The organism is Halocola ammonii, assembly GCF_049334165.1.
GTDB lineage: Bacteria > Bacteroidota > Bacteroidia > Flavobacteriales_D > Sanyastnellaceae > JBEGHD01.
The window spans coordinates 58,516-85,475 of record NZ_JBEGHD010000010.1 but is presented as its reverse complement, the minus strand read 5'-3'; the positions used below and the strand labels follow the sequence as shown (position 1 = coordinate 85,475).

Here is a 26,960-nt window from a genome sequence, read left to right as displayed (position 1 = left end):
AATTTTCCGGTTTACATGCCTAATTTTGCGGCATGAATTTAAACAAGATCTCATTCGAAGATACCGGGTTTTTCCCTTCCACAATAATTGATTACCTGTCAGAAAAACAAGAGCTCAGTGAGCTAATTGCAGGCTTTCCATCTAAAGAGAATTTCGGGAAGCTGATCGATCAGCGCTCCGACTTTTCAAGCGAAAAGAGAAAGTTCCTCTCAGAATACCTCACAAAACAGTACCAGGAACTCGAAGAGCCAAAGCTTGATAGTGCTCAAATTAAAAAGCTCAATGATGACAAAACCTTCACTGTCACTACAGGCCACCAACTAAATATTTTCACGGGGCCGCTGTTTTTCATCTACAAGATTTCCTCAACGCTGGCACTGTGCGAGCAGCTGAAAAGCTGGTTTCCTGAATATGAATTTGTTCCGGTTTACTGGATGGCAACGGAGGACCACGATCTCGCGGAGATAGATCACACCTGGGTATTCAACAAGCCACTGAAGTGGGAAACTGATCAAAGTGGTCCTGTCGGGCGGATGAACCTTTCAGGTTTTGATAGAACGCTTGAAGAGGTTTATGAAATTCTTGGTGACAAAGACACGGCTGAAGAGCTGAAAGCTATTTTTAAAAAGGCTTACTCCTCAGAAAATCTTGCGAAAGCCACAGCGACTCTGGTTGACTTTCTTTTTGGCGACCGTGGACTCGTTATCCTGGATGCCGATAGCAGAGAGATGAAGTCGGTTTTCGAACCGACCATGACGAAAGAACTCTTTGAGTCTTTCTCATCGAAGGAAATCGAAAAGGCCAACCAAAAGCTAGAAAACCTGGGTTACAGCACTCAGGTTCACGCGCGAGAAATCAATCTTTTCTTCATTGAAGACGGACTCCGTGAACGCATAGTTGAGGAAGACGGAAAGTTTGTGGTGCTGAACACGGATATCACCTTTACTAAAGAGGAAATCAAGAAGGCACTTTCACAAACTCCTGAAAAGTTTAGTCCCAATGTGGTGCTTCGTCCGGTTTATCAGGAGGTCATTTTGCCGAACCTCGCTTACATCGGAGGTGGAGGAGAGCTCAGCTACTGGCTACAGCTCAAGCCCGTTTTCGATGCCGCTGACGCCAACTTTCCTCTTTTGATTCTCAGAAACTCGTGCCTGATAGTAGATGGTGGAAACGCCCGGAAAATGAAGAAGCTTGAGATTACCATCCCCGATCTTTTTCAGGACGAGGAGTGGTTGGTGAAACACTACATCACTGAGCACGCTGATGTGGAACTCGATCAGGCAAAAGAGCAAATCCAAAAAGCTTTTGAAAGAGTCATTCGCAAGGCAAAAGACATTGATCCAACTCTGGAAAAGAAAGCCAAAGCCGAAGAGCAAAGTCAGCTCAACAGTTTGGAGAATTTGGAGAAGAGATTGATCAAAGCTGCCAAGCAAAAAGAAGAGACTACGGTGCGACAAATCCGTGGACTCAAGCAGCATCTCTTCCCCGATAATGGACTGCAGGAAAGAAGAGATAATTTCATGGAATATTACCTCAAGCACGGACCCGAATTTCTGTCCATGTTTGAACAAAAATTCGATCCCCTGGAGGGGCAATTCTACATTTTTGTACAGGAATAGCTAGCCTAAACTTACACTTGAGTTGTTCGATTATAAAAATCTGGCATACAGATTTATATGTTCTCAAGATAAGACTGTAAAATGAGCGTTGCACTGACCTTGTCGACCATGGCTTTGTTTCTTCTGTCCTTCTTTTTAAGACCACCCTTTATCATAGCATCGAAGGCCAGTTTGGAAGTGAAAGACTCGTCCTCTCGATCAACATTTATTGAGGGGAATTTCTTGCGGAGCTTGTCACAAAATTCGTTTGCTTCTTCGGTGATGTGAGTAGGCTCGCCATTGAGTCTGGTCGGCTCTCCAACGACAATCGTTTCCACATCATTTTCCTGAAGATACTTTTTGAGAAACTTAAAAATCATTTGATTTTCGACCGTATCGAGACCGAATGCGAAAGTTTTGGTTTCGTCACTTTCGGCAATACCAACTCTTTTCTTTCCGTAATCGATAGCCAGGATTTTTCCCATGGTGCAAAAATAGCTCATCTCATTGAAAATCTGAGTTAGCTCAGGCGGCCAAGAAATTCTATTTTTGAGCAAAATCTATTCGCACAATGGAAAAAACGAGAAAACTAGTTGAGGCAGCCTGGGAAGACCGTTCGCTATTGGAAGACGGGGAGACAATCCAGGCCGTGAGAGATGCGATCCACGCGATTGATCTTGGTGAACTGCGCACTGCTGAACCTCTCGAGAATGGGGATTGGCAAGTGAACGAGTGGGTGAAGAAGGCTGTGGTACTCTACTTCCCGATTCAGAAAATGGAAACCATCGAGGTGGGACCATTTGAGTTTCACGACAAAATGAAATTGAAGCGCGACTACGCTGAGCGCGGTGTTCGTGTGGTTCCTCACGCTGTGGCGCGCTACGGTGCTTTCATAGCTCCTGGTGTGGTGATGATGCCGAGTTACGTGAACATCGGTGCGTACGTGGACAGTGGTACCATGGTAGACACGTGGGCAACAGTTGGCTCTTGTGCGCAAATCGGCAAAGACGTACACTTGAGCGGTGGCGTTGGCATTGGCGGAGTTTTGGAGCCGCTTCAGGCATCTCCGGTAATCATCGAAGACGGAGCATTCATCGGCTCTCGCTCAATTGTCGTTGAAGGCGTTAGAGTTGAAAAAGAAGCAGTGCTGGGAGCCAATGTGGTGCTTACCAAATCCACCAAAATCATTGACGTAACCGGAGACGAACCCGTTCACTACGAAGGCCGCATTCCAGCGCGTTCAGTGGTGATTCCCGGGTCTTACACCAAGGAGTTTCCTGCCGGCAGTTTCAATGTTTCGTGTGCCCTCATCATCGGGAAGAGAAAAGAAAGCACGGATCTGAAAACTTCGCTCAACAAAGTGTTGCGTGATTTTGAAATTGCTGTTTAAGCAGAAGTGAAAAAGTTCCTCGTCATACAAACGGCCTTTTTGGGCGATGTGATCCTGGCCACTCCAATCATCGAAAAGTTGCACCGTTTTTACCCGGAAGCGCAAATCGATGTGTTGGTGAGAAAGGGAAACGAGGGACTGTTGGAGCATAACCCGAAAATCAACAAGCTTTGGATTTGGGATAAGAAAAGTGGCAAGTACAGTAATCTGAGAAAGCTCACCCGAGCATTTCGCGGAGAGAAGTACGACCATCTGATCAACCTGCAGCGGTTTGGTGCTTCGGGAATGATGACGGCTTTCTCAGGAGCTAAAGAGAAGATTGGGTTTAGCAAGAACCCGTTCTCGTTCACTTTCGATAGAAAATTTGAACACCGTATCGGAGAGCAGGAAGAAAAGGACGCTCCGCACGAAACAGAGCGAAACCTGCAGCTTATCGAGCATCTCACAGACAGGTCATCACAAAGGCCAAAGCTTTATCCTTCAGAGCAGGACTTCCAAGCAGTTGAAAAGTTTCAGTCAGAGACTTTTGTGACCATTGCTCCAACATCGGTTTGGTTTACGAAGCAATGGCCACCGGAAAAGTGGCAAGAACTGATCGGGCGACTTTCCGACTATCGCATTTTCTTGTTGGGAGCTCCCGGAGACTTTGATGCTTGCGAATCTATTCGACAAGAGTCGAATCATTCAAAAATCGAAAACCTCGCAGGAAAACTCAGTCTGCTGCAATCAGCGGCCCTGATGTCGACAGCCGCCATGAACTACGTAAACGACAGCGCTCCAATGCACATGGCCAGCGCGATGAACGCGCCTGTCACCGCCATTTACTGTTCTACCATTCCTGAGTTTGGTTTTGGACCTCTTTCGGAGGAAAGCTACGTTGTGCAAATCGAAGAAGACCTGCCTTGCAGACCATGCGGACTTCACGGCTACAAGGCTTGTCCTAAAGGGCACTTTAAGTGTGCGTTCGACATAAAAACGGAGAATATTCCTCTGCCCGGACAAGGTTAATTTTTATGACAAATCCGTGATGATGGTCTTCGAGGAATCTTTGTTCCTTTGAATCAAAATTCCACCCCTTGAAATTTAGAACAGAAATAAATCCTGCGCCATCGCCATTTGAGATTAATCTCACTCAAGACCAGATGTTTGTGGGCTCGTGCTTTAGCGAGCACATGAGCTCCAGGCTCAGCGACTTGGCAATGGAAATCACTGCCAATCCACACGGGATTCTGTTCAATCCGGTTTCGGTGGTGCATAGTCTCACAGATTTGATCGAGAAGAAGGTTTATTCCGAAAAGGACCTCGATGAAGTAGAAGGGAAGTTCGTCAGCTTCATGCATCACGGCTCGTTTTCAGGCAGCGATAAGGCCGAAGTTCTCGAGAGGATTAACAAGTCGATTAAAAATGGCCGAGCTGTTCTCGGCAAAGCTCAAACACTTTTTATCACACTCGGCTCGGCCTGGGCCTATCGGCATATCGAGAAAAACAAGTTTGTAGCCAATTGCCACAAGGTTCCTCAGAAAGAATTTGACAAGGAATTGATCAGCCACGATCGGGCAGCCCTCGTTCTGCAAGTTGCTTTGGAAAAACTGTTTAAACTCAATGAAAATCTACAGGTTGTTTTCACTGTCAGTCCGGTGCGCCACTGGAAAGACGGTTTTGCGGAAAACCAGCTCAGCAAAAGCCACCTGACAATTCTCGCTCACAAGCTTTCGGAAGCTTTCGAGCAGGTTCACTACTTCCCGGCTTACGAACTTGTGATGGACGATTTGCGCGACTACCGTTTTTTCGAGTCGGATTTGCTGCATCCCAACAAGCAAGCGCAGGATTACATTTGGGAGAAGTTTCAGACGGTTTTCTTTAGCGCTTCTGATAGAGAAAAAATAGTGAAGATTGAGAACATCAATCGCTCGCTGGCGCACAAACCTACAGAAGAGAAAGACGAAGATTTTCAAAATTGGAGAAGGAAGCTGATTGCACAGAAAGCAGAACTTCTCAGTAAATAACTTAATCTTCCGGGTCTTCCATCTCTCTTTTCGTTTTGATCATGTCTCTGGTGAAAAACAGATAGAGCAAACTGTAAGCTCCGGTGATGCCTAGAGCGTAGTGGAAACCACGACTTTTGTATTCCACGTCCAACGTGTTTTCAGCGATTTGTTTGGCCCTCAGATTTACGAAGTCGGTAACATAGTAAGTCACGCTAAAAATCACAGCAGCAGTGACCACATAGATGATCAGATATTTGCGCTCGGTGCTATCCATAGTTTCTGGCTCCGAAAATGTCGCTGCCGATACGAACCATTGTGCTGCCTTCTTCAATGGCAATTTTGAAATCGCTGCTCATGCCCATCGAAAGCTCTTTAAAACTGTCTTCCAAAGCGAACTTGTCTTTCTTTAGCTTGTCGAACAAGTCTTTGAGACTTTTGAACTCCCTTCTGATCTGTTCCTCGTTTTCAGTGAGCGTGGCCATGCCCATCAGTCCCACGATGCGAATGTTTTCGAGGTTTTCGAATTCCTCTGAATAAAGAATGTCTGCCAATTCATCTTCATCAAGGCCAAATTTTGATTCTTCTTTGGCAATGTGAATTTGCAACAAACAGTCGATTACGCGGTCTTCGTTTTTTGCTCTCTTGTTGACTTCCTTGAGCAGGCGCCAGCTGTCGATTGAATGAATTAGACTCACGAAGGGAGCGATGTATTTCACCTTGTTGCGCTGCAGGTGGCCGATCATGTGCCACTCGATGTCTTTGGGTAACTCTTCTGCTTTGCCTTGCATTTCCTGGGCCTTGTTCTCTCCAAAAATCCTTTGACCGGTTTCGTAGGCCGCCTGAATGTCTTCGTTGGGTTTCGTCTTTGAAACTGCAACCAGTTTGACGTGGTCGGGAAGTTGAGCTTTGATTTTTTCCAGGTTTGATTTGATGTCAGTCATTTCACGAGGGTTTTGTCCAAATCAACAATAGAGTGCCGCTTTTGATTAATCCAGTTCGAAAATCGTCAGGCCGCTTCTAAGCTTGGGCTCAATCCAGGTAGATTTTGGCGGCATGATCAATCCGTTGTCCGCAACGTCTTTTAATTGCGAAACTGTGACAGGATGAAGGATAAAAGCTGCTGCGAAATCGCCCCGATCCACACATTCTTTAATCTCTTCCAGGTTTGTCTTACCTCCTGAAAAAGAAACACGCTTGTCGGTTTTGGCATCTTTTATTCCCAGAATTGGATCGAGCACCAGGTCGGACAGAAGTTGTGGATCGAGCCGCCCGATGATGGAATCGGCAATTTTATCGCTTTTGGTTTGCAACAGATACCACTTGCCATCGAGGTAGAGCGTGAAGTCGTGAATACGCTCCGGTTCGTGAGCTTTTCTTAGTGAGTGGATGGTAAAGGATTCTTCCAGCGTTTCAAGGAAAGACTCAGGAGTGTGTTCCCCGAGATCCCTCACCAGGCGATTAAACTCATAAATCTGCAGTCTACTTTCTGGAAGAATGCAAGCCATGAAATAGTCGGAAAGGAGTTCTACTTCTTTGTTGTTTTGCTCGTCTCTTCGTTTTTGACCGAGAAGCACAGAAGACGCGCTGCGATGATGCCCATCGGCAATGTATAGGTGAGGAATGTTGGCGAAACCGATTTCCACCGAGCTGATGTGTTCCGGATCTTCGATCAGCCAGAGCGAGTGACGCACCTCATTGGTCGTGGTGAAATCGTATTCGGGTCTTTTTTGGAGGTAGTGCCTTGTGATTTCTTCAATCTCTTCACTGTCGGGATAGGTGAGGAGCACTGGTTCTGCATTAAAGTTGGTAACATCCAGATATTCCTTAAACATCTCCTCGCGCTCGGTGAGTGTATGTTCGTGGACTTTGATGCTTCCATCGAGATAATCGTCAATCGAAACTCCGCAAATTATTCCGATATACTCGTGACCTTCCTTTATTTGTCGGTAGATGTAGAGTGCCGGCTTTGTGTCTTTCTCCAAAATTCCTTTTTGCTGAAACTCTCTGTAGCGGTCTTTCACCTTTACAAACCGATCGTAAGACGCTGGTTCGGTGAACTCGTCAGTTCCGAAGTCGGGGTTGATGATGTGAATAAAAGTGTAAGGATTACTCGAGAGTTTGTCGTGCAGTTTCTCCGGTGTGTAACTTACGTAAGAACGCGATGCCACCAGATGAACTTTGTCACGCGCTGGTCTCACTGCTGAAAAGGGAATGATTTTGGCCATTTGCGTTTGGTGTAGGTTTGAAAGAAAAAATCCTTTTCCGGAACTTCAGTTTTCAATCGAAGCGGTCCAGAAAAGGATTTTGATTTTTTAGAACGATAGTTTCAATCTTATTGCTGCTGAACGGATTCACCGAGGGTTTCGATGATGTGGTCAGCCAGCTCAATTCCAATTCTGTCCTGCGCTTCAACAGTAGCCGCACCGATGTGAGGCGTTGCAGAAATTTTGTCGTGAGTGAGCAAATCCTTGCGCGGATTGGGCTCGTTCTCAAAAACATCGAGCGCAGCGTAGCGCACTTCATCTTCTTCGAAAGCCTCAAGCAGGGCATCTTCATCGACCACACCTCCGCGAGAAGCATTGATTAGAATCGCAGTTCTCTTAATTTTCTTGAGTTGCTCAGCTCCAATCACAGCCTGTCCGTCATCTTGTTTTGGAACATGAAGTGAAATGTAGTCGCTGTTTTCGAGCAGCTGGTCCATTTCAGAGAAAGGCACTTTCACTTCGATTTCACCGTGGCCTTCAATTTTGAATTTCACCGGCTTGTCGTTCCAGTACATATCGTAAGCTACAACCTTCATTCCGCAGCCCAAAGCATACTGAGCCAGCGAGCGACCGATTCTTCCAAATCCAACGATACCGAGTGTTTTTCCACGAAGCTCGGTTCCTTTTCCGTATTTCTTCTTGAGCCCTTTGAACTCTTCAGCACCTGTTTTTGGCATCTGACGGTTGGCATCGTGCAAGCTTCTGGAGAGGCTAAACATCTGAGCCATGACCAATTCTGCAACCGATTGAGAAGAAGAAGCCGGAGTGTTAAACACCTTCAGTCCTTTTTCGCGGGCGTACTCCACATCGATGTTGTCCATCCCTACACCACCGCGCCCTATGAGCTTGAGGCCCGGGCACTGATCGATAAGATCTTTTCGGACAGTAGTGGCGCTACGAACGAGCAAACCCACGTAGCCTTCATTGTTGATGGCATCGGCAAGTTGGTCTTGCTCTACTTTCTCGGTTACTACCGAAAAACCGGCAGCTTTCAATTTCTCTTTTCCGGATTGGCTAATGCCATCGTTGGCGAGTATTTTCATGATTTGAAATTTTCAAATATTTGAATCGTCAGGCTTTTACTGCAGCCAGTTCTTTCATTACGTTAACAAGCGCTTCAACACTTTCTTTCGGAAGAGCATTGTACATGGAAGCTCGGTAGCCACCAACAGAGCGGTGTCCATTTAGGCCATTTATTCCAGCTTCTTTCCACATTTTGTCAAACTCTTCAGCCATGCTTTCGTCTTTCAGTCGGAAAGTAGCATTCATTTTAGAGCGACTGTCTTTCTCTGCATGACCTTCAAAGAGCGGATTCTCGTCTATCTCGCGATACATTATTTCCGCTTTTTCGTTGTTGATTTTCTCAATTTCTTTAACTCCGCCCAAAGCTTTGAGCCAACGTAAGGTAAGCATAGAGACGTACACAGCAAACACCGATGGCGTGTTGAACATCGAGTCTTTGCCGATATGCACCTCCAAGTCGAGCATCGATGGGATGGTTCTTCCTGTTTTCCCGAGAAGATCTTTGTCTACGATATAAAGGGTAGTGCCTGCAGGGCCCATATTTTTTTGCGCTCCCGCGTAAATCATAGCATAGTCTGAAACGTTGATCTCGCGACTAAAAATGTCGGAGCTCATGTCGCAGATCATTGGAACTGGCGAAGTTGGAAGCTCCTGAAACTGCGTTCCGAAAATCGTGTTGTTGGAGGTGAAGTGGAAGTAATCCGCGTCAGTTGGGATGGTCCATCCTTTTGGGATGTAAGTGTTGTTCTTGTCAGAAGAATCGGCAAGAACATCGACATCGCCCACAAGTTTTGCTTCTTTAATGGCTTTCTTCGACCAGGTTCCGGTGTTTATGTATGCTGCTTTTCCGTTTTCATTTTTCATGAAGTTGAGGGCAGCAGTGTAAAAACCGAGACTGGCACCACCTTGCAAAAACAGCACCTCATAGTTGTCGGGAACGTTGAGCAATTCTTTTACAAGCGCTCTGGCTTCGTCCATCACAGCAACGAAGTTTTTACTTCGGTGGGAGATTTCAACCAGAGACATGCCCAGGTTGTCAAAATCGATTACGGCCTTTGAGGCTTGTTCTAAAACAGTTTGAGGAAGGATGCAGGGACCTGCGCTGAAGTTGTGGACTTTTTTCATTTTAACAGATTTGTGACTGTTTTGAGTTTTGATTCACAGCAAAATTGTGAATTATTTCGGATTTAGCATGAAGTCAGTATGAAGAATTAGTAACAGTCCGGCTTATAGACCTATTATCAGCGGGTTGAATCGACAAAATCATCAAACTCAGCCTTCATCGAATCGAGCAAAAACAAGTCGCGCAGGGAATCTAAATTGTCAAGATCGTAAATATTCGCTTTTGAAAGCACTTCAAGTCTTTTGTCCTCATAAGATATTTCCTCTAGAATAGTTCGTAGGGCAGAAGTTCTGACGCAATTATTTTGTACGAATTCGATGGCCATCTCGCGTTTTTGTCTTTCAAAGAAAGATTCCTGCATGGCGCTGATGACCTGGCGCACTTCTCTTGAAGAGGCTGGGAGGGAACAGCCTTTTTCTCCTGAATAAATCATGGTAGAATCTACGGCAGTGCTGTCGCTCACTGCGCTTAGCGAATCTGTTGGAACGGTGGTTTCTTCAATCGCAGCGCTATCGGCCGGAGTAGGTTCCCATTCGATTTCACTAAAGGGCAGAAGGCGATATTCTCCACGCAGTTTTCTCAGCTGGTAAGTCACTTCGCGGTTTTCTTCGAGATAAACCGAAGTACTCACGTGCGTTTTTAGCGAGTCGTTCAAAATCATGTCGATCAACACATCGTCTGCTTCAACCACTTTGGAGACTTTTTGCTGAGCGGAGTCATTCACCTGCATCCCACCAATCATCAGGTGAAAACGCAGTGTGTCTTTCGACTGCACTACGAGTTTGGCTTTTTGAGCCGAGAGGTTCTTTGTCCCAAGCAGCAGAACAAATAGGAGTATGAGAGAAAAAAGGTATTTCATTTTGCGTGGTGCAAAAGTAAATTGAATTGTCATTGAGAAAAACTATTGAGCAGTTTATCGGTTCAATCGCGTTAAAACTGAACGAATGATTTTGTTGTCAGGCAATTTTTGGGCCACCAGCATTAGGATGTTATCGTTGCCCTGGCCGAGGATGGTGGGAATGGCGAAAATCAGGACGATGACTCCGAGTCCGTTTACGCCAACTGCAATGAGCAGCGTGAGCCAGTTGGCCAGCTCGTAAGTTTCGGAAAGCCAAAACACAGGCCACGAAATTAGAGCTACGAAAGCCGAAACGGCCAATCCGGGAGACATTTTGCGAAGCAAGTTTGAGTAGCTCACACCGATGAGTGATTTGCAAAACACCATCATCATGATGTACTGCAACACTGTTGCAATGGCAACGCCAACGGCAACTCCGGTAATTCCCCAGTCGATTCCGATCCAGGTGCCCAGAGCTATGAATGCGAGAAAGAGGAACTTAATGATGCTGCCTCGATAAACTTCGTCTACAGCTCTCAGGAGCGAATCCGAGAGTTTTATCAGAGAGCGAAAAGCTACCACAGCGAAAAGCACCTGCACAACAGGAATTGCCGAAACGTAGCCTTTCCCGAGGTAGAGCAAAACAATTTCTTCGGCAAAGAGAATCACAAAAACACAGGCGGGCATCAGTAAAAGAGAAATGATGTAAGTCGCACTGGCGTAAGCCTTTCTCAACCGGACTTTGTCTTCCTGAATGATCGACATTCCGGAAAACATCACGTTATCGGCCAGTTTTCCCATGATCGTCACCGGGATCATCATCATGTAGGTCGACCTTTCGTAAACACCGGCCTGACCGAGATTTTCGTTGTGGCGTGGACTGGTGCCCGTTGTCAGCTTAGGAACTAGCAAAACATCCAGCCTTGTGGCGAGGTAGTTGAGCGAATTGAAAAGCGTGCTGCCACCTCCGTAGCGCACGAGCTGGTGAGTATGTTCCCAGCTCCATTTCCAGGTGATTTTTATCGGATTTAAAACCCAGGTCATTATTGCCATCAGAGCACCCTGAACGAATAGCGCCCACACGTAAGCCCAAACATCGTAATCAAGGAAAGCCAGGGTGAGACCGACAATCAGGTTTCCACCAACGATGCTTACCACAGCCGCGGTGAAGAATTTCTTGAAATCCATTTTCTTAAACAGCAACGACTTGGGAACAATTGCCAGGGCGGAAAGCGTGAAGCTGATGCTGATCACCTGGATGACCGGTTCGAGCTCGGGAATGGCGTAGTACTCGGCAATGGAAGGTGCTGCAAGGACAAAGCCCAGTGTGAAGGCAACTCCCAAAATCACGGAGGTGAAAAACGCACCGTTGATGTGTTCCTGAGTAATTTCCTTTCGCTGGATCAGTGCTGGTCCGAAACCGATTTGCGAAAAGATCTCTGCAAAGCCAACGAGACTGAGCGCCACACCCATGAGCGCAAAGGCTTCCTGGCTGATCAATCGCGCTAAAAAGGCAACGTAAACAAGTTGGATGATCGACTGGCTGGCCACGGTGAGCGTATTCCAGCCGAATCCCGCTATGAATTTGTTTTTGAGACTCAAGTTGTGCTTTGCTGTTTTCCTTTTCGGAGTGCTAAGATGTGAAGATAATCTTTACTGCACACCATTCTTCACTTTTCAGAAAGGCTTTTCAAAAGCCGTCTGTGAAGATATTTATGCTAACACTTTTAATTTGAGTCTAGTGTGATCCTTGGATTTGAACGAAAGACTTTTAAACAAGCTTATCAGATTCCATTCTTTACTTTTCTATAATTTCATTTTCGCTCAGGAAGTCAATGATGTACTGAATTGCGCCAAAAGCCACTCGATCGAATTTGTAGTAGTAGCTATCAGAACCTATGATCTTTAGATCTGAGCCGTGCTCCATTCCGTGTCCCGCAGCGGCAATTACTTTTACCTCGTAGTTCGTTTTGTCGGCTTCGTCCATGATTTGGTAAAGCCGATCCAACTGCTTTTTGTAAGGCACGATGTCGTCATTTTCACCAAAAACCGCCAGGTAAGGACCTTCGTAATTCTTTAGATCCTCGGCCGGATCGTAGGCAAATCGCTGCACCCAGAGTTTGTCAAAGTCATCGGGAGATTCCACGTAGTCGTCTTCTACCAGCCATTGCGACCAGCCTGAGTCATCACCTTTTTCAAGTAAGCTTTGCAGTTCATTGTATGTCTCATCCAGGTTTTCTTCTACAAACAACAACTCGATGTACCGCTGAGCATCGCGGATTGCAGACTCGTCCATTCCTTCTTTTACCATGAATGCTTCCATTCCGTCCATTTGTTGCTCTTTCACAGATGTTGGAGGGCCAACGATTGTGACCATAAATGCAATTGGAACAGTAGAAGTAGAGGCAACATCAGGAATAATCCACCCACCGGCACTGTAGCTGATCAGTCCGATTTTACTGTCGTCAATGCGTTTGTCTTTGCTCAGTTTTTTCACGATGGTTGATACATCGGACACGTTTAGATCGTGAGTAGATTCACCACATGGAAAACCACTGGGATCGCTCCCTCTCTTGTCGTAGACGAAAGCGGCCATGCCATACTCAGCAAGCTTTTTGGCTCGACTTGCTTTATATCTTCGCGGTGCACATCCACGGCCGTGTACAATCACTGCACATGGAAGCTTGTCGATAGTCGAGTTTTTGGGGTAGTAAAGCGTTCCGCTAATGTTGGCACCTTCATTAGAGATCTCGATTTCCGAAGAAGCAATTTCATTTTTTGGTGGCTTCAGACTCTTCTTCAAATGGATGTTTATCACAGGAGTTTTGCCGGGAATCGTTCCGACCATTTCCATATAAGTGGAATCGAGTAAAACCACAGCTTCACCGTAGTAAGTTTCGAAGATCAGTGAGTCACCGCTCACGGCAATCTTCGAGATCCGGGGAGGGTAATAGGCCCAGTCTGGAATGGAACTGGCGACTTTTGTGGTGCCTTCTTCTTCGTAAATCTCAGCTTCCAAAATTTGAACTGAGTTGCCGGAGCGAATGAGAGCGCCAGTCCAGTAGCCCGTGAGCTCCTGATCTGTTTCGTAGGAATTGTTTTGAGCAAACACTGCGGAGCTTACCACCGACAGGAAAAGAAAGAGGAATACGTTTTTCATTCTGATTAAGATTGATGAAGTACAATTTCAATAATTCGTAAAATCAGAAATTGTTTTCAGTCTGTCTGGTGGAAACGGATCTTCGCATTGAGAGCTTTCTTTTGGTAAAGAAGACCACCAACTTATCAAAACTCCTTTCTCGAAATCAAGTGAAAAGCAATGTCATCGTGTTTTTCCGTGCCGAGGTAGAAGTAGAAGAGTGTGCTTCTTTTTAGCATGAACTGTGAGAATTCGATTTCTAGAGTTTTGCGTAGCTCAATGTGTTCCTTAATAAATCTTTCTTTGTCCCGCAATATGGCCGCCTGTTCATAGCTGTTACTTTTAACGAGAAGTGCTTTCTGTTGCTGCGTTTCGGTGAGCGCAGCTTCGGTGTTGTTTTTCAGGTCGATGATTTTTAGCTCGGTGGCTTGCTCAGTGAGGAGCTTTTCGATGAGTTTCATAAAAAGGTAAGCGTCAAACTGCTGGCTACTGAGAGTGAGGTTGAGCCGGTCGAGTGTTTCTTCTATTGTACTGGTCATGATTATTTCGTTTGATACAAAAGAAAAGAGGCAGTTCGTAATCTATTTACGGAGGAGAATTTTTGAGGTAATTGGGTTACTAAGTTGATTGTGGTAATTGGGGGTGAATGCCTCGGATATACTCTAGCGTAAGGTGCCTCTGTGTTTACCTTTCAGTAGCTGTTACTTGTCCAGCTTAGTCATCGGGCGATCACAATCTTTTTTACTTGCGTTTTTCCTTCTTCGCTGGTTACTTCCAAAAAGTAGATTCCTGCAGAGAGAAATGAAAGGTTAAGTTCACAAGTTGCTGTAAGTTTTTTCCTTAGCAAAACGCACTTTCCATAACAATCGAAAATTTCGATTGCACTCGTACCACTGTTTCCAGTATTTACGGTCAAAAAACCACTTGTTGGATTTGGGTAAGCACTTAGCTCTGGGCTTTGGTAGATCTCATCTACCGTAATAGAAAAATCACAATGTTGCGATAATTCGGGTGAGAAAGCAGAAGAGGTGAGCTTTACCGATTCGTGAGTGAGCTCTTCAGCATCAGAGAAAACTATGGAGTCGGGTTCGAGTTCAGGATTTTCAGGAATGGAAATAGAATGACTCAAGCTAGTGTCGCACGGGTAACTCACTGATGAGATCCGACTTTCAAAAACCATTGGGTGCGTATTTAAAGTCGCCTGGTTGGTGAAGCCGATAAGTGCAAACTGATCGTCAGAAGTGAGTTCGATCCTGTGGCGATATTCGAATATTTTGAAGTTTCTCAGGTAATTCCCTGAACCATCGAAAACCAAATTCATCGATCCAACGAGTCCGCCTTCGCTGTTTGCGCAAACCACGATTTCTCCGAGCTCATTTTCGTGGATAAAGTGAAAGCCTACAATGTCGAAAATAGTGGTCTGACTTTGAGTTGACCCTAACCATGTTTCGATGTGCTTGATCCAAATCAGGTTGCCATTCGGATCAGTTCTGAAAACACTGGCATAACCGGGAAAAGCTGTCGTAGCCGAGGCAAAGATGAAGTCACCGTTAGCAGCTCGATTAAATACCATTCCGATTTCGTGAAAGTACTTTTTTTGCCAGTTGGTGGTGTTCAGGTCATTGGAAATGTTCATCAAATTCCCGCTATGGAAAAGAACTTCAAAGTCAGTTTCATTTGCCAATACCTGCCAGGGGACGTGCTGAGTCGAGTTGAGTGTTTTTTCATTAGAGAAGGTTCCTTCGGTATTCATCTTACAAAAAAGTCGGTGTTGGCCATCATCGAAATAAGTGAAGGTTAGGAGCATTGTGCCGTCACCGAGCTTATCAATTTTGATATCTGAGGTAAGAGAGTAGTCGATTTTCCGGTTCCAAAGAATGTTCCCGTCAGCATCCGTTGCAAGAACAAAAGGATTTCTTGGGATTTGGTTATTGAGGCTGAATTCTCCAACAAGAAAGCAGTTGCCATCTATCGTCACCTCCATGTCATGAACGGATACCGAGTGATCTTCGTCTGCAGTTGCAAGCTGTTTTGACCAGATAATTTCACCATCGAGATTGGCTTTGGTCAGTAGAACCGTATTCCGAAAATCGTTGTCTTCTTCGTATTTCGTTGCTGAAATGAAATATGCACTTTCGGATTGGCCGACTGCCATTTCGTTAACTGAGATAGAACTATCGAAATCCAGCTCCCAACTAAATTGCTGTGCATTTGAAATGAATGAAATAGCAAAAGTGAGAGCTAAGGTAAAAAGTGCTTTCATGGGGTTGAGCGATCTTTTGAGATTGGCGTTTAAGTATTCTCGGCTGCAAGTTATTCAATGTCAGTTCTTCAAATAGCACAAAATTATCGCGAAAGATTAAGGGCTGAGATTTAAAGCTGCGGTTGTAAAACCCTGGGAGATGGAGGCAAACTGATTCATCATCTTGCTGTTTTGACGCACATCTTGCAGATACGGTTGGTCGCGCAGAGCCGCGAAGTTCGCAAAGCACGCAGCTACGTAGGCTTCATTGATTTGGCACACCTGGCGAATTTGGATTATTTGAGCAAGAAGGAATGCTACTCAGAAGTTTTTGAAGTTCTCGTAGTCTTGGCGTCTTAGCGTCTTAGCGAGAAACGTCCGGCTGGCTTGCAGTTGTGACTGGGCGCGCAGAGCCGCAAAGTTCGCAAGGCTTTCAGCTACTGTAGAGGAAACACATAGGGACATAGAAAAGCTAAGGCACATAGTTAGATGCTTTTATTTCTATGTACCTTCGAACAACTGTGAATTGAGGTGAGGTTTACTTCGGCTAAAAACTTCTGGTGAAAGGAGAAGAACCTCTACTGTGGTTTTTTTCCGTTTGGGTTTTCTAGCGTATAGCCACGTGATTTTAACATGAAGAACATGAAGGTTTTAAGCAGCATTAAGGCTCAGGTTGCTGAACTTTAGTCGAACTCAGAACCTTGCTGAATTTCTGTCTTTCCTTAAACCGGATTCAGTAATTGAGTCATGTACTCTTCTTATATTGAAGCCACCCAGAACAAAATCAATTTATGGAGCTCAGCCTCGAAACGAGTATTTATCTGTTCATAATCTTTTCGGTAGTTATCGGAGTGGGAGGTACGTACCTGACTAAGGTAGCTGATATACTGGCGGATAAAACAGGCTGGGGCGAAGCGCTGGTAGGTGCCGTTTTACTGGGAGCAGCAACTTCGATTTCAGGAGTGGTGACATCTGTGACAGCAGCTTTCGAGGGATTCCCCGAATTGAGTATGAGCAACGCCCTGGGTGGAATTGCAGCTCAGACATTTTTCCTGGTGCTGGCCGATGTAGCTTACAAAAAAGCCAACCTTGAACACGCAGCCGCTTCGTTTACAAATCTCATGTTTAGTGCACTGTTGCTGTGCCTGCTCTCTCTTTTGCTGCTTGTGATGACTGGGCCAAACGTTACTTTCCTGAGCTTTCATCCGGGGTCGGTGATATTATTTGCAATGTATCTTTTTGGTATTCGGATGATTTCCTCCAGTCGACAGGAACCAATGTGGCGACCGCGAAACACGAAAGAAACACGCCCTGATATTCCCGATGAAAAGCACTTGAAAAACAGATTGTGGGTGCTAGTACTGAAGTTTGTGACTTTGGGAGTAGTGGTTGGCGGTTCTGGCTATCTTCTCACCGAATCAGCCATAACAATTACCACTGAAACAGGAATTGATGAAACATTAGTGGGCGCTCTGATGACAGCTGTTGTAACATCACTGCCGGAGATGATCACTACCGTTGCTGCCGTGAAGCGAGGAGCGCTGACACTTGCTGTTGGCGGTGTGATAGGAGGCAACTGCTTCGATATGCTGTTTGCCGTCTTTTCCGACTTCGCCTATACCGAGGGCTCCATTTATCACGCCATCAGCAGCGATCAGTTGTTTATTCTCACCATGACTCTGGCCATGACATCGGTTTTGATGCTTGGACTATTGTTTCGCCAAAAAGCCGGTCTTGCCAAGCTCGGCTGGGAAACTGTTCTCATTACCGTGATTTTCTTTGGCGGTTATACTATTTTGTTTTTGGGGTGATTTGAGATTTGAAAACTCGTCAGTTGCAGAAAGAAAAAGCCCTGTCGACACGACAAGGCTTTTGAGTTCCATTATTTATTTTTCAATCGTTCTCCGATTTTACTTGCCCATTGTTCGATGGACAGTAGTTCGTCATACAACTGCAGGCTCACATCTGCATTAAAGAACTCCAATTTGATTTCCGGTTGACTCTGAATGAGCGGAGTCAAACTCAACTCGAGTCGGTCGATGACTTTTTGAACTCCTTCAGAATTTCTGAAAGTTCTGGTTGTGTTGATTACCCTACAGCTACCGATCTCGTGAAGGTCAATAAGCTGTTCTTCATATTGGTTGTTTTTCGCCCTCGAGAAGAAAACCATGTTTCGGGATTCATCCAATCCAATTGCGAAGGTGCCAAAGATCTCGTGCTGGTCTACTTTACAACTTTTTGAAGAAGCTATTTTCGAAAGTGAAGCCAAAAACTGTTTCTTCTTTTGGCTTTTGCTTCTGTTCATCATTGCGAAAGGCAGAGCACATAAAAGGATAGCAATAGCACCAACTATTGCCGTTCCAAAATCCATTTCCATTTTTTTGTCTTGTTAAATTCATGATTAGAAAGAAGAGCTTTGCGCAGATCAAAGCCAGTAAAAATCCAGTCAGCTTGATTGAGTGTAGCCGACTGTCTAAAAATGAACTACCAAAAAGAATGGAATGGGTAAACGAGTTCAGCTTTGCGAAGCTGTAAGAAAAATGTGATTAAAAAACTGTTGCATTGGTCAAGAACACCTTGCAGCATTGCACTACTTGCAGCTGCAAGAACTCCCACTTTTTCGGGTGAGAACTTTACGACTAAAGGAACGAATCCACTTGAGCTGACTAAAGCAAGTTCGATATGTGGAGCGTCAAAAATTAGGTCAATGAAATTCGAAGCCTGAACCTGATCGGATTCGAAAGCCTGGAAAGATTTAGTATCAGAATGATCTGCCTCTCTGGGAATAGGGACAACAGCAATCCAGAATAGAGCTGCCAAGATCGTAGAACCGAGTAACCTGATACTAATTTTCATAGAGTAAAATTAGCTCAATTCGAAATCGGTTTATCAAAGTCAGAGAAAGATTTTTTCTTTTCCAAAAGGAGGTGTTTACTGCTCAATATCAGTGAAATACACTAGTCTTGAAATATCATTTTATTCAGCTCATCCAGGGCAGCGTTGGTTGTGATTAAATTGATTTCGCCAGTATTTTTAAAAAGCTCTCGACCATTTTTCAGTTTTATGGAAATGCCGTGCATCTTAATGTTTCACTTTCCAGCGTTGTAGCAGTGTGCGTAAGACTTGGCGCTCTTTGCGACTTTGCGCGACAGATACATTCTCGCAAAGCCGGAAGGCTCGCAAAGCAAGCAGCTACGGAAAGGCGAGACACACAGACCGATGGGGGAACTTCTTAATGCCCCTTAAAACCTTCATAAGCTTAATGGTTCACTTACCTGTATTGTAAAGCATGCAGCTGCGTGCACATAAAAGACAAAAGCACATAGAGTTGAAGCTTGCAGCGCCAATTTCTATGTGCTCTCGTTGTAAGATCAATGCTCTAATACCAAGCTGATTAAAAAGTGCAGGAAGGAGCTATTCCAGCTATTCGACTTTCATCAAGGTATAAAACGTCATGCCTTTTCTCGATTTTGCTGTTTTCATGTCGTCAGAGAGTTTCCATTTGTCGTGGAACTTGATGACATCACTTTTCGCTGACAACACAACTGTGTTTTTGTCCAGAGTGTAAGTGCCCGCAGTCATGATTTTCTGATTGGGATCCGAAAAATCCTGATAGGTGAATTCAAAATTTGAGTTGAGCTGCAATTCGATTTGCGAAGGATCATCCTCAGAAACACCATAGGTGATCTCGAGTCCGTCATTACTTGTCGTGGTAAACGCAACTGATAGTGCAATTGCAAAGGCGGCCATTGAAAACTTAAGTACGTTTTTCATTTGTTTTGATTTTGATTAAGAATACTCTTTGGTTTTGAAATCGACTTCCAAGATGTATCTGCGGGGTTTTAATCGATTCGCTTACAACTTTCTAACTTAATACTAATTTGCATCGATTGAACCTGACACCCTTACTGAATTAATAGGGTTCAGAATGAATTCGGAATTTTTAACAACCCCCAACAACAAAACTCACATTCTGAAACTCTTTGCCATCAAAGCGGAACAGACCTCCGGAGAAACCAAACCACAGGTTGCCCTGGCTGTCTTCAAGCATGCTTTGAATACAATTATTGGTGAGGGCTGTTTTTTCGTTGAATAACTCGAACTCCTTTCCGTCAAATCGAAAAGTCCCGTAGTGTTTCGATCCGCACCACAGGTTTCCTGAACGGTCTTCGTAAATCGGGTAGACATCGCTGCTCGCCAGACCGGTGTGACTCTCAAAAGTTTCGATCGGCTTGCCGCATTGACCATTTTCAGTAGATGCGCTCAGTCGACTCAGTCCACCATTGCCGGCAGCAACATAGTGAAACTCACTGTTAGCCTGTAGTTCACGAGTTTCTTCTGAACCAAACCAGATGTTTCCTTTGCTGTCTTCGTACACCGAGCGAACCACGTTGGAGCACAATCCATCACTTTCGGTGTAGTGCTTAAAGCTCTTTCCATCAAACATGCTGACTCCCAATCCATCGCGGGCAAACCAAATGTTTCCTTTGCTGTCTTCGATTATCTCGAAAACACAGAGTGGACTCAGCGCTGAGTAGTTGAACTCGCCTTCGGGAATCGGAATGTGAAAAGGTTCGAAACCGAAAGTTCCTACCTGACTGCGATCGAGTAGACAAACCCCTTCGAACGTTCCCACCCAAACTCTATCGCGACTGTCCACGAGGATACTCCACGTACTGTTGTCGTTCAGACCTTGCTCAACCCGGTAGTTGGTAAAAGCCGTTCCATCGAACTTCGAAACACCGTTCGTAGTGGAGAGCCAGAGGTTCCCCTTGCTGTCTTCATCGATCCCGTTGATCTGATTTGCGGCAAGTCCATGTCCTTCGGTGTAGTACTTCAGAGGGTGGTTTTGGTAATCGTTCAGTTTATCCGCATTGAGTCTGGCAATTCCTCTTCCGAGGGTTCCAAACCAAACATTCCCTTTGCTGTCTTCAAAAATTTCACGCACGTACTTATCGACCTGCATTCTGGGCGGATCGGTGACCTGCGGTTCCTCGAGATCCGGGAAGACGCTTCTGACAAACTCTGCATTTGCTTGCGTCTCTTGTGCGGATAGCGTTTTCTTCACCTGGCATTTACCGAGGTCGTTTGTTTTTTCTTTACTAGTAAAAGAGCTAATAGCAAAAGTGATGGCTACAGTTGCTATAAACCCGAGAATAAGAATTGACTTTTTCATGGTTTCTTGTTTTTCCCGAAAAGTAGCTGGAGGCTCGCCATCACTGAGTTACAGAATGTAAATTAGTGTAAATTGATTGAAAATCATTTCAGGCTAAGCTTCGATCGCGTAGATTTGTTAGATGGTGGCTAAAGTCATTTTCAAAAGTTTTTGCTTTCTGTTGTTGTGGGCTTTCTCAGTGCTTTCGACAAGTGCGCAGGTGGGAAGCAACGAAGATCACCTCAAAGTGGTGATGCGCACCATTGGCCACGAGCTCCTGTTGCTTTCAGGTGACAGTTCTTCGCGGGTTTTACCCATTCAGGCAAATGGCAATCAGTACCGCATTGAGTTTGAGAATGACTTTGAGTTTGATCCAGGATTTTTGGCTGCAACAATCAACAACGTTGCCGACAGGAGCGAAATACTGGAAAGCTACCATGTAGCAGTCGACAGCTGCGAATCCGATAAGACAGTCTACAGCTTCGAAATGCAGAAGAGAGAAAATGCCGATCTGCTGCCTTGCAAAGGGCGCATTCAGCCAAAAGGATGTTACAGCATTGTGGTCACAGTGATGGACGATGGAGGCGAGTCGCTAATTGCAGAGACTAATGGAGCAGGAGGTGACCCTACAGAAACTAAAACTGCAAAAACCGAAGTGATTGTTCTGGTGATGCTACTCGTAGCAATTGTGATTGCCTTGCTGCTTTATTTCAGAAAGCGAAAGACTAAAAGTCCCGACTCGTCACATCTGATAAAAATCGGCAACTACGAGTTTGACCAGCGTAACATGGAATTGTCGTTCGACAATCGCAAGATTGAACTCACTGGGAAAGAAGCCGACTTGCTCTTTTTACTTCACTCTTCGGCCAATAGCACGCTGGAGAGAGATGAGATTTTGAAAAACGTTTGGGGCGATGAAGGCGACTACATCGGCAGAACTTTGGATGTATTCATTTCTAAACTTCGCAAAAAGCTAGAAGGCGATCAAAACATTCGCATTGTAAATATTCGCGGAGTTGGGTATAAGTTGGTTTTGAACAAGAACTGACGTTTTGAACCAGAAGCTTTAGTCCATATCAGCTTTTGAAGCTGCCAATTTGCTATTGATTAATATGAAAATCAATAATTTCCTTAGTAGTTACGGAATCATTTTGATAGTCATAGAGGTCTTCTTTAATCAGCCCTATGTCTTTCGTATAGTATCTTCTTGCTACCCAAATGTAACCGGGATAGTAATTCGGTGGTCCTTGAGTATAGTACTCCTCAATCAGGATAGTTGGATGATAGATTGTTGAAGAAATGGAGATTGAAGTATCCCTGGCAACTAATTTTCTTCTTTTGGCTGTGCCGCCCCAGTTGTAAACCGACCAATTGTATCCTATAGCAGTAGTATCATACAAAATGCGTCTGAGTGGCGTTGAACCTGAGTGAGAAATTGGTCCAACATGAGCGTGATATTGCCAAATTGGTGTACCGTCATAAACAGGGACATAAAATGAATCGGACTCAAAGGCTGCAGAGGTTATTTTGTAAGCATCCAGTTGATATTCAGGAGCGGTTTTTATAGTTGTGGTATCGTTATTTGAATCTACATACCGCCACCAGGAACCTGGATAAACAGGAAAATACTCCAAAGGTTTGATAACAGGATACGGAGTGTAATCCTCTTCTTTACCACATGAGAGCAAAACGACAAGAATCATGAAAATGAAGATGAGATTGTTTCTGACCTTGTTTATTTCGAATTGTTCTTTCATTTTCTGTAAAATAGTTATAATGTCCTTATTAGTCAAGTTTTAAAGAGAATAGGTGACTCCCAGTAAAAGTCTCATTCCATTGTGGTAGGATTCGCTGTTTGGAAAGAACTCATCATTGCTGAGAGAAGTGAAGCTGTATTGGTACGAAAGATTAGCCGACAGATAAAGTCGGTCGGTTAGTCCGTAGTTAGCGCCCAGTTCGAATAAGCCAGCAAGGTCAAATTGATTTACCTCGTCAGTAAACTCCGATCGCGAATTAAACTCATCACCATCCGAATCAATTTCTGGTAGTACCCTCTCGGCTTTCAAAATGAACGCAGGAATAACACCAATATTAACCAGGCCTTTTAGTCTGTCGCCAAAGTGCATACCTCCTTTAACAGGCATTGCCAAATAATCAAAATTATAGCTCAGTGAAGTCTCTCCGATTATCGCTCCGGTTTGATCGCTAAGTCGAAGATCCATTTTAGCGCCCCTTTGAGAATAAAGCAAGTCGATACCAACTTGAAATGGCTTTTTGAACTGGTATTCGTAAGAGATGCCACAGACAGCTCCAGGTTTGTATTCATCAGGTTCCAGGATGTGATCGGTTTCAACAAACATATAATTCAATCCACCTTTGATACCTAAAAGGTGATTTTGCGCACAAAGTGAAAAGGAGAAGAGGATTGCTGCGATCAGAAGTACTAATCTCATAGCTGGTGTTTTTGAATGTCAAATTATAAGAAATGTAAGAATTTTCTTGCAATATGTGGATTTCTCTTTTCCCTTTGCGATAGAGTGCAACCTGAGAGATCAGCTATCTTTGAGAAAAGCCTATCCTCTGTACTCGCTGATCTCAAACAAATGTCCGTCAGGGTCGCGAAAGAAGCATCTGGTTTCGGCTCCTCTTTCAAAAGGAGGTGTGATAAACTTAGCTCCTCGGGACTTCAATATTTCGTAAGATTTTCTGCAGTCTTTCACGCGAATGGTGTAGGCATGGCTGACCTTGTTTGGATCCTCAGGCGGAAGAAAGTGAGTATCTGGCTTGTCTTCAGTTGGCTCTCCTGGAGTGACCAGGAGAAGCCAGTTTCCTAAAAACTCCAGTACTAGAGAGTCGCCACCGTACTCACGGAAAACTTTAGCTCCCAGAACATCGACATAGAAAGCTTTTGATTTAGTCATGTCGGAAACAACCAGAATGGTCGTCAATGCCGAGTCTTCAAACGGATTTCCATTTTTGTTGGTCATGGTTTTGGTCTTAAAGGTGTTTGATAAAGTTAGCTCTTCTGATTCGACTTTTGTTTGCCGCCTCTCACAATCAACCAAATTGCAAAACCCAGCTCGCCAACGGTCATCGGGATTACCAGATAAGGTTCAATCAAATCTACTGTTGAGGTGAACTCCGGAAACAATCGTCCCGTGTGGACAAAAGTGTAGCTGACTCCGGCCAGTAGCAAAAGCACTCCCCAGATTTTGTGGATCAACTCAGCTCGCCAGACGAGGAGTCCAAGGCCGATGAGATGGATTCCAAAAATTATTAGTCCGTTGGACCAGATGAGTTCGAATTGATTTAGAAAACCCATGACGGAATTGTTTGCCAATTCTGAGGGTCTCGTTGCCGATACAGAAAGTTCAAGCGCTTTCCACAAATGAAAAATTGCTACAGCCAGCACGATAGAATAAATGATTCTGATGCCTGCCGTTATTATGGAGCCAACTCTGTGCACGGGTTTGAAAAAGCGCAACAAAGCAATACTCACGATCAAATCGAGAATGAATATCAAAATCCAGCTGCCAACACTTGCAGCAAACAAACCAGTGTTCAGAGATAGGTTGTCGAAGGTCGCTTTTGCATCTTCGGGATCTACCAGTTCGTTGTAGACAAATCCGAAGGAAAAGCCCGCAGCCAGGGCCATCACTATAAGTGAAAGCCCGGCTGTGAGAGCTGATTTACGTTGAGAAGTCAGTTTCATGCTTTTTGGTTTTGGAGGTTGAAAGATCGTGTTTTTGAAGCTTTTACCTTCTTTCTGTCAGTGCCTTTTATCAAGAGCCAGAGTGTGAGCGAGAATTCTCCAACAACTCCGGGGATGACAACTATCATTTCGAATATGTCCTTGAACTGGTCATAGCTCGGCAAGTAAAGTCGCGCTCCACTGTCGATGAGGTAACCGGCTCCTGCAACGAGCAGAAAGAGACCGATGATTTTTGGGAAGTTGATTGCTTTAAAAATCAGCCATCCGAGGAGCAGGAGGTGAACCCCAAAGAAGAGCAGACCCAGATTCCAGATCGCATCGAAGTTTTGGATTAGAGGCATCACGGTCGTTTCGAGAGTTTCAGCTCCTCCTTTTGCTAGTAGTGCAATTCGATAAAGGCTGATTAGGGCCACTGCAAACACAGCTCCGTTGATCAATCGCAAAGCTGACGAAAGCCTTGCTAGTTTTTCATTGACGCTTTTTAGTAGCTGGTAAAGCGGAAAAGCGAGAATGATATCCACCAAAACCATTAGCGTAAAAGCGGCTACTCCCATTTCGTATAGCGACTGATTGGAGGCTATGTTCAGTGCTGTAGTAGTTGCATCACGGCTAACCACCAAACTTTCGAGGGTGTAGAAGTTGGCGAAAAAACCGGTGAGGAAAATGATCAGGTATCCAAGACCTGTAAGTCGGGCTGTTGTATTCATGTTTTTCATCGTTGTCTTCGTTTTTTAGTTATGAACTATAATTACCACATTGCCTTTCTTGTGACCGGCAGAGATGTACTGATGCGCATCGGCTGCTTTCTCAAGTGGATACTGGCGATCAATAACTGTTTTCAGCTTTCCTTCTTTGATGATTTCCAAAAGGTCGCTGGCCATGGCTTTTAGCTCGTGGTCTTTTTTCAGTCCGGTGGCGGCAAATTTTGCTTTTTTGCTGCCGAACATAGAAGTCCACATCATTTGCATAAGGAGCGGGAATTTCATCACAGGAGAGATGTATTGCCCATCTTGAGTGAGCACTTTTTTGGTTTTTCCAAAGGAGCTTTTGCCAATGGTGTCGAAGATCACATCGTATTTTTCATGTGATTGAGTGAAGTCTGACTTCGTGTAATCCACCACGTGATGTGCTCCCAGCGATCGAACCAGTCCGATGTTTTTAGTGCTGGAAACGGCAGTGACTTCAGCTCCGAAATAATTGGCTAGTTGCACTGCGGCCGTACCGAGACTTCCTGAAGCTCCGTTGATCAGCACTTTCTGACCGGCCTTTACCTGAGCGATCTCTCTTAGAAAGTTTAGAGAAGTGATTGCTCCATCACCCAGTGTGCTGGCCTCAGCGTGACTGAGGTTTTCGGGTTTCTTGAGGATAACTCTAGATTCGGGCACGGCTACGAATTCGGCATTGGTGCTAAATCCAAGAGTGGTTTCTCCAAAAACTTCATCTCCGATTTTGAAGTCTGTGACTTCGCTGCCAACAGAAACAACTTCACCCGAAAACCCAGTTCCTGGAATGTTGTGCTTTGGTTTTGTGAGTCCCACAAAAAGTCTTGCAATGTAAGGTTTGCCGGTTAGCATTTGTTGGTCAGCTCGTGTTGCTGAAGCCGCGTGTACCTTTACTAAAACTTCATTTGTTTTTGCTGTTGGTCTTTTGACCTGCGCGAATTGGAGCACCTCCGAAGTTCCGTAACTCAGAGCTACCACTGCGTTCATTTTTATTGCTGTCATCTTGTTTGTTTTTAGTGGTTTATGAATGATTGACACTGCAAATGAACGCCAGCTTATTCGCTCTGGAGTTCGGGTTTTTGTGGAAGGAGTTCGGAATTATAAAAGAGAACGAGTTGAATTGCGAATTACGAGTGACGAATGCGTGCAGCTAGTGTTGGGTCGCGCAAAGGCGCAAAGACCGCTAAGCGTACAGCTACGCTTTTCTTTACAACAGTGGACTTTGAAACATTAGGGACATGAAGAGATTGAGGGCATTAAGCTCTTCATGAAAACCTTAATGACTTAATGTTAAAGAACGTAGCTGAAAGATCCCGTAGCTGTTTGCAGTCTCCCTCTGGGCGCCTGCGCTAAAGCTATGGCGACAGCGTGAGGGAGTACTTCGAAGGAGGGAGGGAAAACAGTGGCCATCGTTCAATCAAAAATAAATTCGAAAGTAATCTCTGAGTCCTCCCCGGCCCTGCGGGCACCTCCTCCAAAGGAGGACAGCGTGCAGCTACGCTTTTCTTTACAACAGTGGACTTTGAAACATTAAGGACATGAAGAGATTGAGAGCATTAAGCTCTTAATGAAAATCTTAATGACTTAATGTTAAAGAACGTAGCTGAAAGATCCCGTAGCTGTTTGCCTTAGCGCCTTCGCGTCTTTGCGAGAAAAATCCGTAGCTGGAAGTTCCCATAGCTGTAAGCTCTCTGTGTGCTCTGTGATCTCTGTGAGAAACATCTGTGGCTGCACGTTTCCGTAGCTGAAAGAATTCATAATTGAAC

The 26,960-nt window shown here is 44.8% G+C and carries 28 protein-coding genes; 6 read left to right on the top strand and 22 right to left on the bottom strand.

Annotated features, from left to right (window positions below; translation table 11 throughout):
* Window positions 1-32 precede the first annotated feature (32 nt).
* Window positions 33-1,619 (top strand): bacillithiol biosynthesis cysteine-adding enzyme BshC, encoded by a 1,587-nt coding sequence (gene bshC, locus ABHV44_RS11360; RefSeq protein ID WP_459074813.1) that lies wholly within the window; start codon window positions 33-35, stop codon window positions 1,617-1,619.
* 53 nt (window positions 1,620-1,672) lie between these two features.
* Here bshC and ruvX read toward each other — a convergent pair whose 3' ends face one another.
* Window positions 1,673-2,083 carry a Holliday junction resolvase RuvX gene (gene ruvX / locus ABHV44_RS11355; protein WP_459074812.1) on the bottom strand — a complete coding sequence of 137 codons (411 nt, stop codon included), beginning with the start codon at window positions 2,081-2,083 and terminating at the stop codon, window positions 1,673-1,675.
* 86 nt (window positions 2,084-2,169) lie between these two features.
* Between ruvX and ABHV44_RS11350 the strand changes: the two genes are divergently transcribed.
* The 3 genes from ABHV44_RS11350 (at window position 2,170) to ABHV44_RS11340 (ending at window position 4,994) form a co-directional block, all read left to right on the top strand.
* A complete protein-coding gene (locus ABHV44_RS11350) occupies window positions 2,170-2,988 on the top strand; it encodes a 2,3,4,5-tetrahydropyridine-2,6-dicarboxylate N-succinyltransferase (protein WP_459074811.1) in 819 nt (272 codons plus the stop codon).
* Window positions 2,989-2,994: 6 nt separating this feature from the next.
* Complete coding sequence (locus ABHV44_RS11345; protein WP_459074810.1) at window positions 2,995-3,996, top strand: glycosyltransferase family 9 protein; 1,002 nt, start codon at window positions 2,995-2,997, stop codon at window positions 3,994-3,996.
* Window positions 3,997-4,064: 68 nt separating this feature from the next.
* Window positions 4,065-4,994 (top strand): GSCFA domain-containing protein, encoded by a 930-nt coding sequence (locus tag ABHV44_RS11340; protein WP_459074809.1) that lies wholly within the window; start codon window positions 4,065-4,067, stop codon window positions 4,992-4,994.
* 1 nt (window position 4,995) lies between these two features.
* On the opposite strand, the gene ABHV44_RS11335 is transcribed toward ABHV44_RS11340, so the two are convergent.
* The 10 genes from ABHV44_RS11335 to ABHV44_RS11290 form a co-directional block, all read right to left on the bottom strand.
* On the bottom strand, window positions 4,996-5,250 hold the full coding sequence (locus tag ABHV44_RS11335) for a hypothetical protein (RefSeq protein WP_459074808.1): 255 nt from the start codon (window positions 5,248-5,250) through the stop codon (window positions 4,996-4,998).
* The gene (locus tag ABHV44_RS11330; RefSeq protein ID WP_459074807.1) at window positions 5,243-5,917 is read right to left on the bottom strand and encodes a YggS family pyridoxal phosphate-dependent enzyme; all 675 of its coding nucleotides are present in this window, start codon (window positions 5,915-5,917) and stop codon (window positions 5,243-5,245) included. Before ABHV44_RS11330 ends, ABHV44_RS11335 begins: the two co-directional genes overlap by 8 nt.
* A 45-nt stretch (window positions 5,918-5,962) precedes the next feature.
* Window positions 5,963-7,201 (bottom strand): DUF1015 domain-containing protein, encoded by a 1,239-nt coding sequence (locus ABHV44_RS11325; RefSeq protein WP_459074806.1) that lies wholly within the window; start codon window positions 7,199-7,201, stop codon window positions 5,963-5,965.
* Between the two features lie 107 nt (window positions 7,202-7,308).
* Window positions 7,309-8,283, bottom strand: a complete 975-nt coding sequence (locus ABHV44_RS11320) for a D-2-hydroxyacid dehydrogenase (RefSeq protein WP_459074805.1) — start codon at window positions 8,281-8,283, stop codon at window positions 7,309-7,311.
* A gap of 28 nt (window positions 8,284-8,311) precedes the next feature.
* A complete protein-coding gene (serC, locus tag ABHV44_RS11315) occupies window positions 8,312-9,388 on the bottom strand; it encodes a 3-phosphoserine/phosphohydroxythreonine transaminase (protein WP_459074804.1) in 1,077 nt (358 codons plus the stop codon).
* Window positions 9,389-9,504: 116 nt separating this feature from the next.
* Window positions 9,505-10,245: a DUF4476 domain-containing protein gene (locus ABHV44_RS11310; protein ID WP_459074803.1), complete on the bottom strand. Its 741-nt coding sequence runs from the start codon at window positions 10,243-10,245 to the stop codon at window positions 9,505-9,507.
* Window positions 10,246-10,299: 54 nt separating this feature from the next.
* Window positions 10,300-11,826 (bottom strand): lipopolysaccharide biosynthesis protein, encoded by a 1,527-nt coding sequence (locus ABHV44_RS11305; protein WP_459074802.1) that lies wholly within the window; start codon window positions 11,824-11,826, stop codon window positions 10,300-10,302.
* Window positions 11,827-12,022: 196 nt separating this feature from the next.
* Window positions 12,023-13,384, bottom strand: coding sequence for an alpha/beta hydrolase family protein (locus ABHV44_RS11300; RefSeq protein ID WP_459074801.1), 1,362 nt, complete (start codon window positions 13,382-13,384; stop codon window positions 12,023-12,025).
* 125 nt (window positions 13,385-13,509) lie between these two features.
* Entirely contained in the window at window positions 13,510-13,902 is a 393-nt protein-coding gene (locus ABHV44_RS11295) for a hypothetical protein (RefSeq protein WP_459074800.1), read from the bottom strand.
* A 179-nt stretch (window positions 13,903-14,081) separates the two neighbouring features.
* Entirely contained in the window at window positions 14,082-15,626 is a 1,545-nt protein-coding gene (locus ABHV44_RS11290) for a T9SS type A sorting domain-containing protein (RefSeq protein ID WP_459074799.1), read from the bottom strand.
* 770 nt (window positions 15,627-16,396) lie between these two features.
* Here ABHV44_RS11290 and ABHV44_RS11285 point away from each other — a divergent pair.
* The gene (locus ABHV44_RS11285) at window positions 16,397-17,416 is read left to right on the top strand and encodes a sodium:calcium antiporter (RefSeq protein ID WP_459074798.1); all 1,020 of its coding nucleotides are present in this window, start codon (window positions 16,397-16,399) and stop codon (window positions 17,414-17,416) included.
* A gap of 71 nt (window positions 17,417-17,487) precedes the next feature.
* Here ABHV44_RS11285 and ABHV44_RS11280 read toward each other — a convergent pair whose 3' ends face one another.
* The 4 genes from ABHV44_RS11280 to ABHV44_RS11265 form a co-directional block, all read right to left on the bottom strand.
* A complete protein-coding gene (locus ABHV44_RS11280) occupies window positions 17,488-17,976 on the bottom strand; it encodes a hypothetical protein (RefSeq protein WP_459074797.1) in 489 nt (162 codons plus the stop codon).
* Between the two features lie 113 nt (window positions 17,977-18,089).
* On the bottom strand, window positions 18,090-18,461 hold the full coding sequence (locus ABHV44_RS11275; protein ID WP_459074796.1) for a hypothetical protein: 372 nt from the start codon (window positions 18,459-18,461) through the stop codon (window positions 18,090-18,092).
* 567 nt (window positions 18,462-19,028) lie between these two features.
* Window positions 19,029-19,379: a hypothetical protein gene (locus ABHV44_RS11270; protein WP_459074795.1), complete on the bottom strand. Its 351-nt coding sequence runs from the start codon at window positions 19,377-19,379 to the stop codon at window positions 19,029-19,031.
* Between the two features lie 169 nt (window positions 19,380-19,548).
* A complete protein-coding gene (locus ABHV44_RS11265) occupies window positions 19,549-20,781 on the bottom strand; it encodes a ligand-binding sensor domain-containing protein (RefSeq protein WP_459074794.1) in 1,233 nt (410 codons plus the stop codon).
* A 163-nt stretch (window positions 20,782-20,944) separates the two neighbouring features.
* Between ABHV44_RS11265 and ABHV44_RS11260 the strand changes: the two genes are divergently transcribed.
* Complete coding sequence (locus ABHV44_RS11260) at window positions 20,945-21,808, top strand: winged helix-turn-helix domain-containing protein (RefSeq protein ID WP_459074793.1); 864 nt, start codon at window positions 20,945-20,947, stop codon at window positions 21,806-21,808.
* A gap of 52 nt (window positions 21,809-21,860) precedes the next feature.
* Here ABHV44_RS11260 and ABHV44_RS11255 read toward each other — a convergent pair whose 3' ends face one another.
* The 7 genes from ABHV44_RS11255 to ABHV44_RS11225 all read right to left on the bottom strand — a co-directional run bounded on the left by ABHV44_RS11255 (window position 21,861) and on the right by ABHV44_RS11225 (window position 26,952).
* Window positions 21,861-22,517 (bottom strand): hypothetical protein, encoded by a 657-nt coding sequence (locus ABHV44_RS11255; protein WP_459074792.1) that lies wholly within the window; start codon window positions 22,515-22,517, stop codon window positions 21,861-21,863.
* Between the two features lie 39 nt (window positions 22,518-22,556).
* Window positions 22,557-23,213: an outer membrane beta-barrel protein gene (locus tag ABHV44_RS11250; protein ID WP_459074791.1), complete on the bottom strand. Its 657-nt coding sequence runs from the start codon at window positions 23,211-23,213 to the stop codon at window positions 22,557-22,559.
* A 120-nt stretch (window positions 23,214-23,333) separates the two neighbouring features.
* Window positions 23,334-23,747: a VOC family protein gene (locus ABHV44_RS11245; protein ID WP_459074790.1), complete on the bottom strand. Its 414-nt coding sequence runs from the start codon at window positions 23,745-23,747 to the stop codon at window positions 23,334-23,336.
* A 29-nt stretch (window positions 23,748-23,776) separates the two neighbouring features.
* A complete protein-coding gene (locus tag ABHV44_RS11240; RefSeq protein ID WP_459074789.1) occupies window positions 23,777-24,472 on the bottom strand; it encodes a DUF4386 domain-containing protein in 696 nt (231 codons plus the stop codon).
* Window positions 24,469-25,188, bottom strand: coding sequence for a DUF4386 domain-containing protein (locus tag ABHV44_RS11235; RefSeq protein ID WP_459074788.1), 720 nt, complete (start codon window positions 25,186-25,188; stop codon window positions 24,469-24,471). The genes ABHV44_RS11240 and ABHV44_RS11235 overlap by 4 nt, the downstream gene beginning before the upstream one ends.
* Window positions 25,189-25,203: 15 nt before the next feature.
* Entirely contained in the window at window positions 25,204-26,196 is a 993-nt protein-coding gene (locus ABHV44_RS11230; protein ID WP_459074787.1) for an NAD(P)-dependent alcohol dehydrogenase, read from the bottom strand.
* 588 nt (window positions 26,197-26,784) lie between these two features.
* Window positions 26,785-26,952 (bottom strand): hypothetical protein, encoded by a 168-nt coding sequence (locus ABHV44_RS11225; RefSeq protein WP_459074786.1) that lies wholly within the window; start codon window positions 26,950-26,952, stop codon window positions 26,785-26,787.
* Window positions 26,953-26,960: the final 8 nt, after the last annotated feature.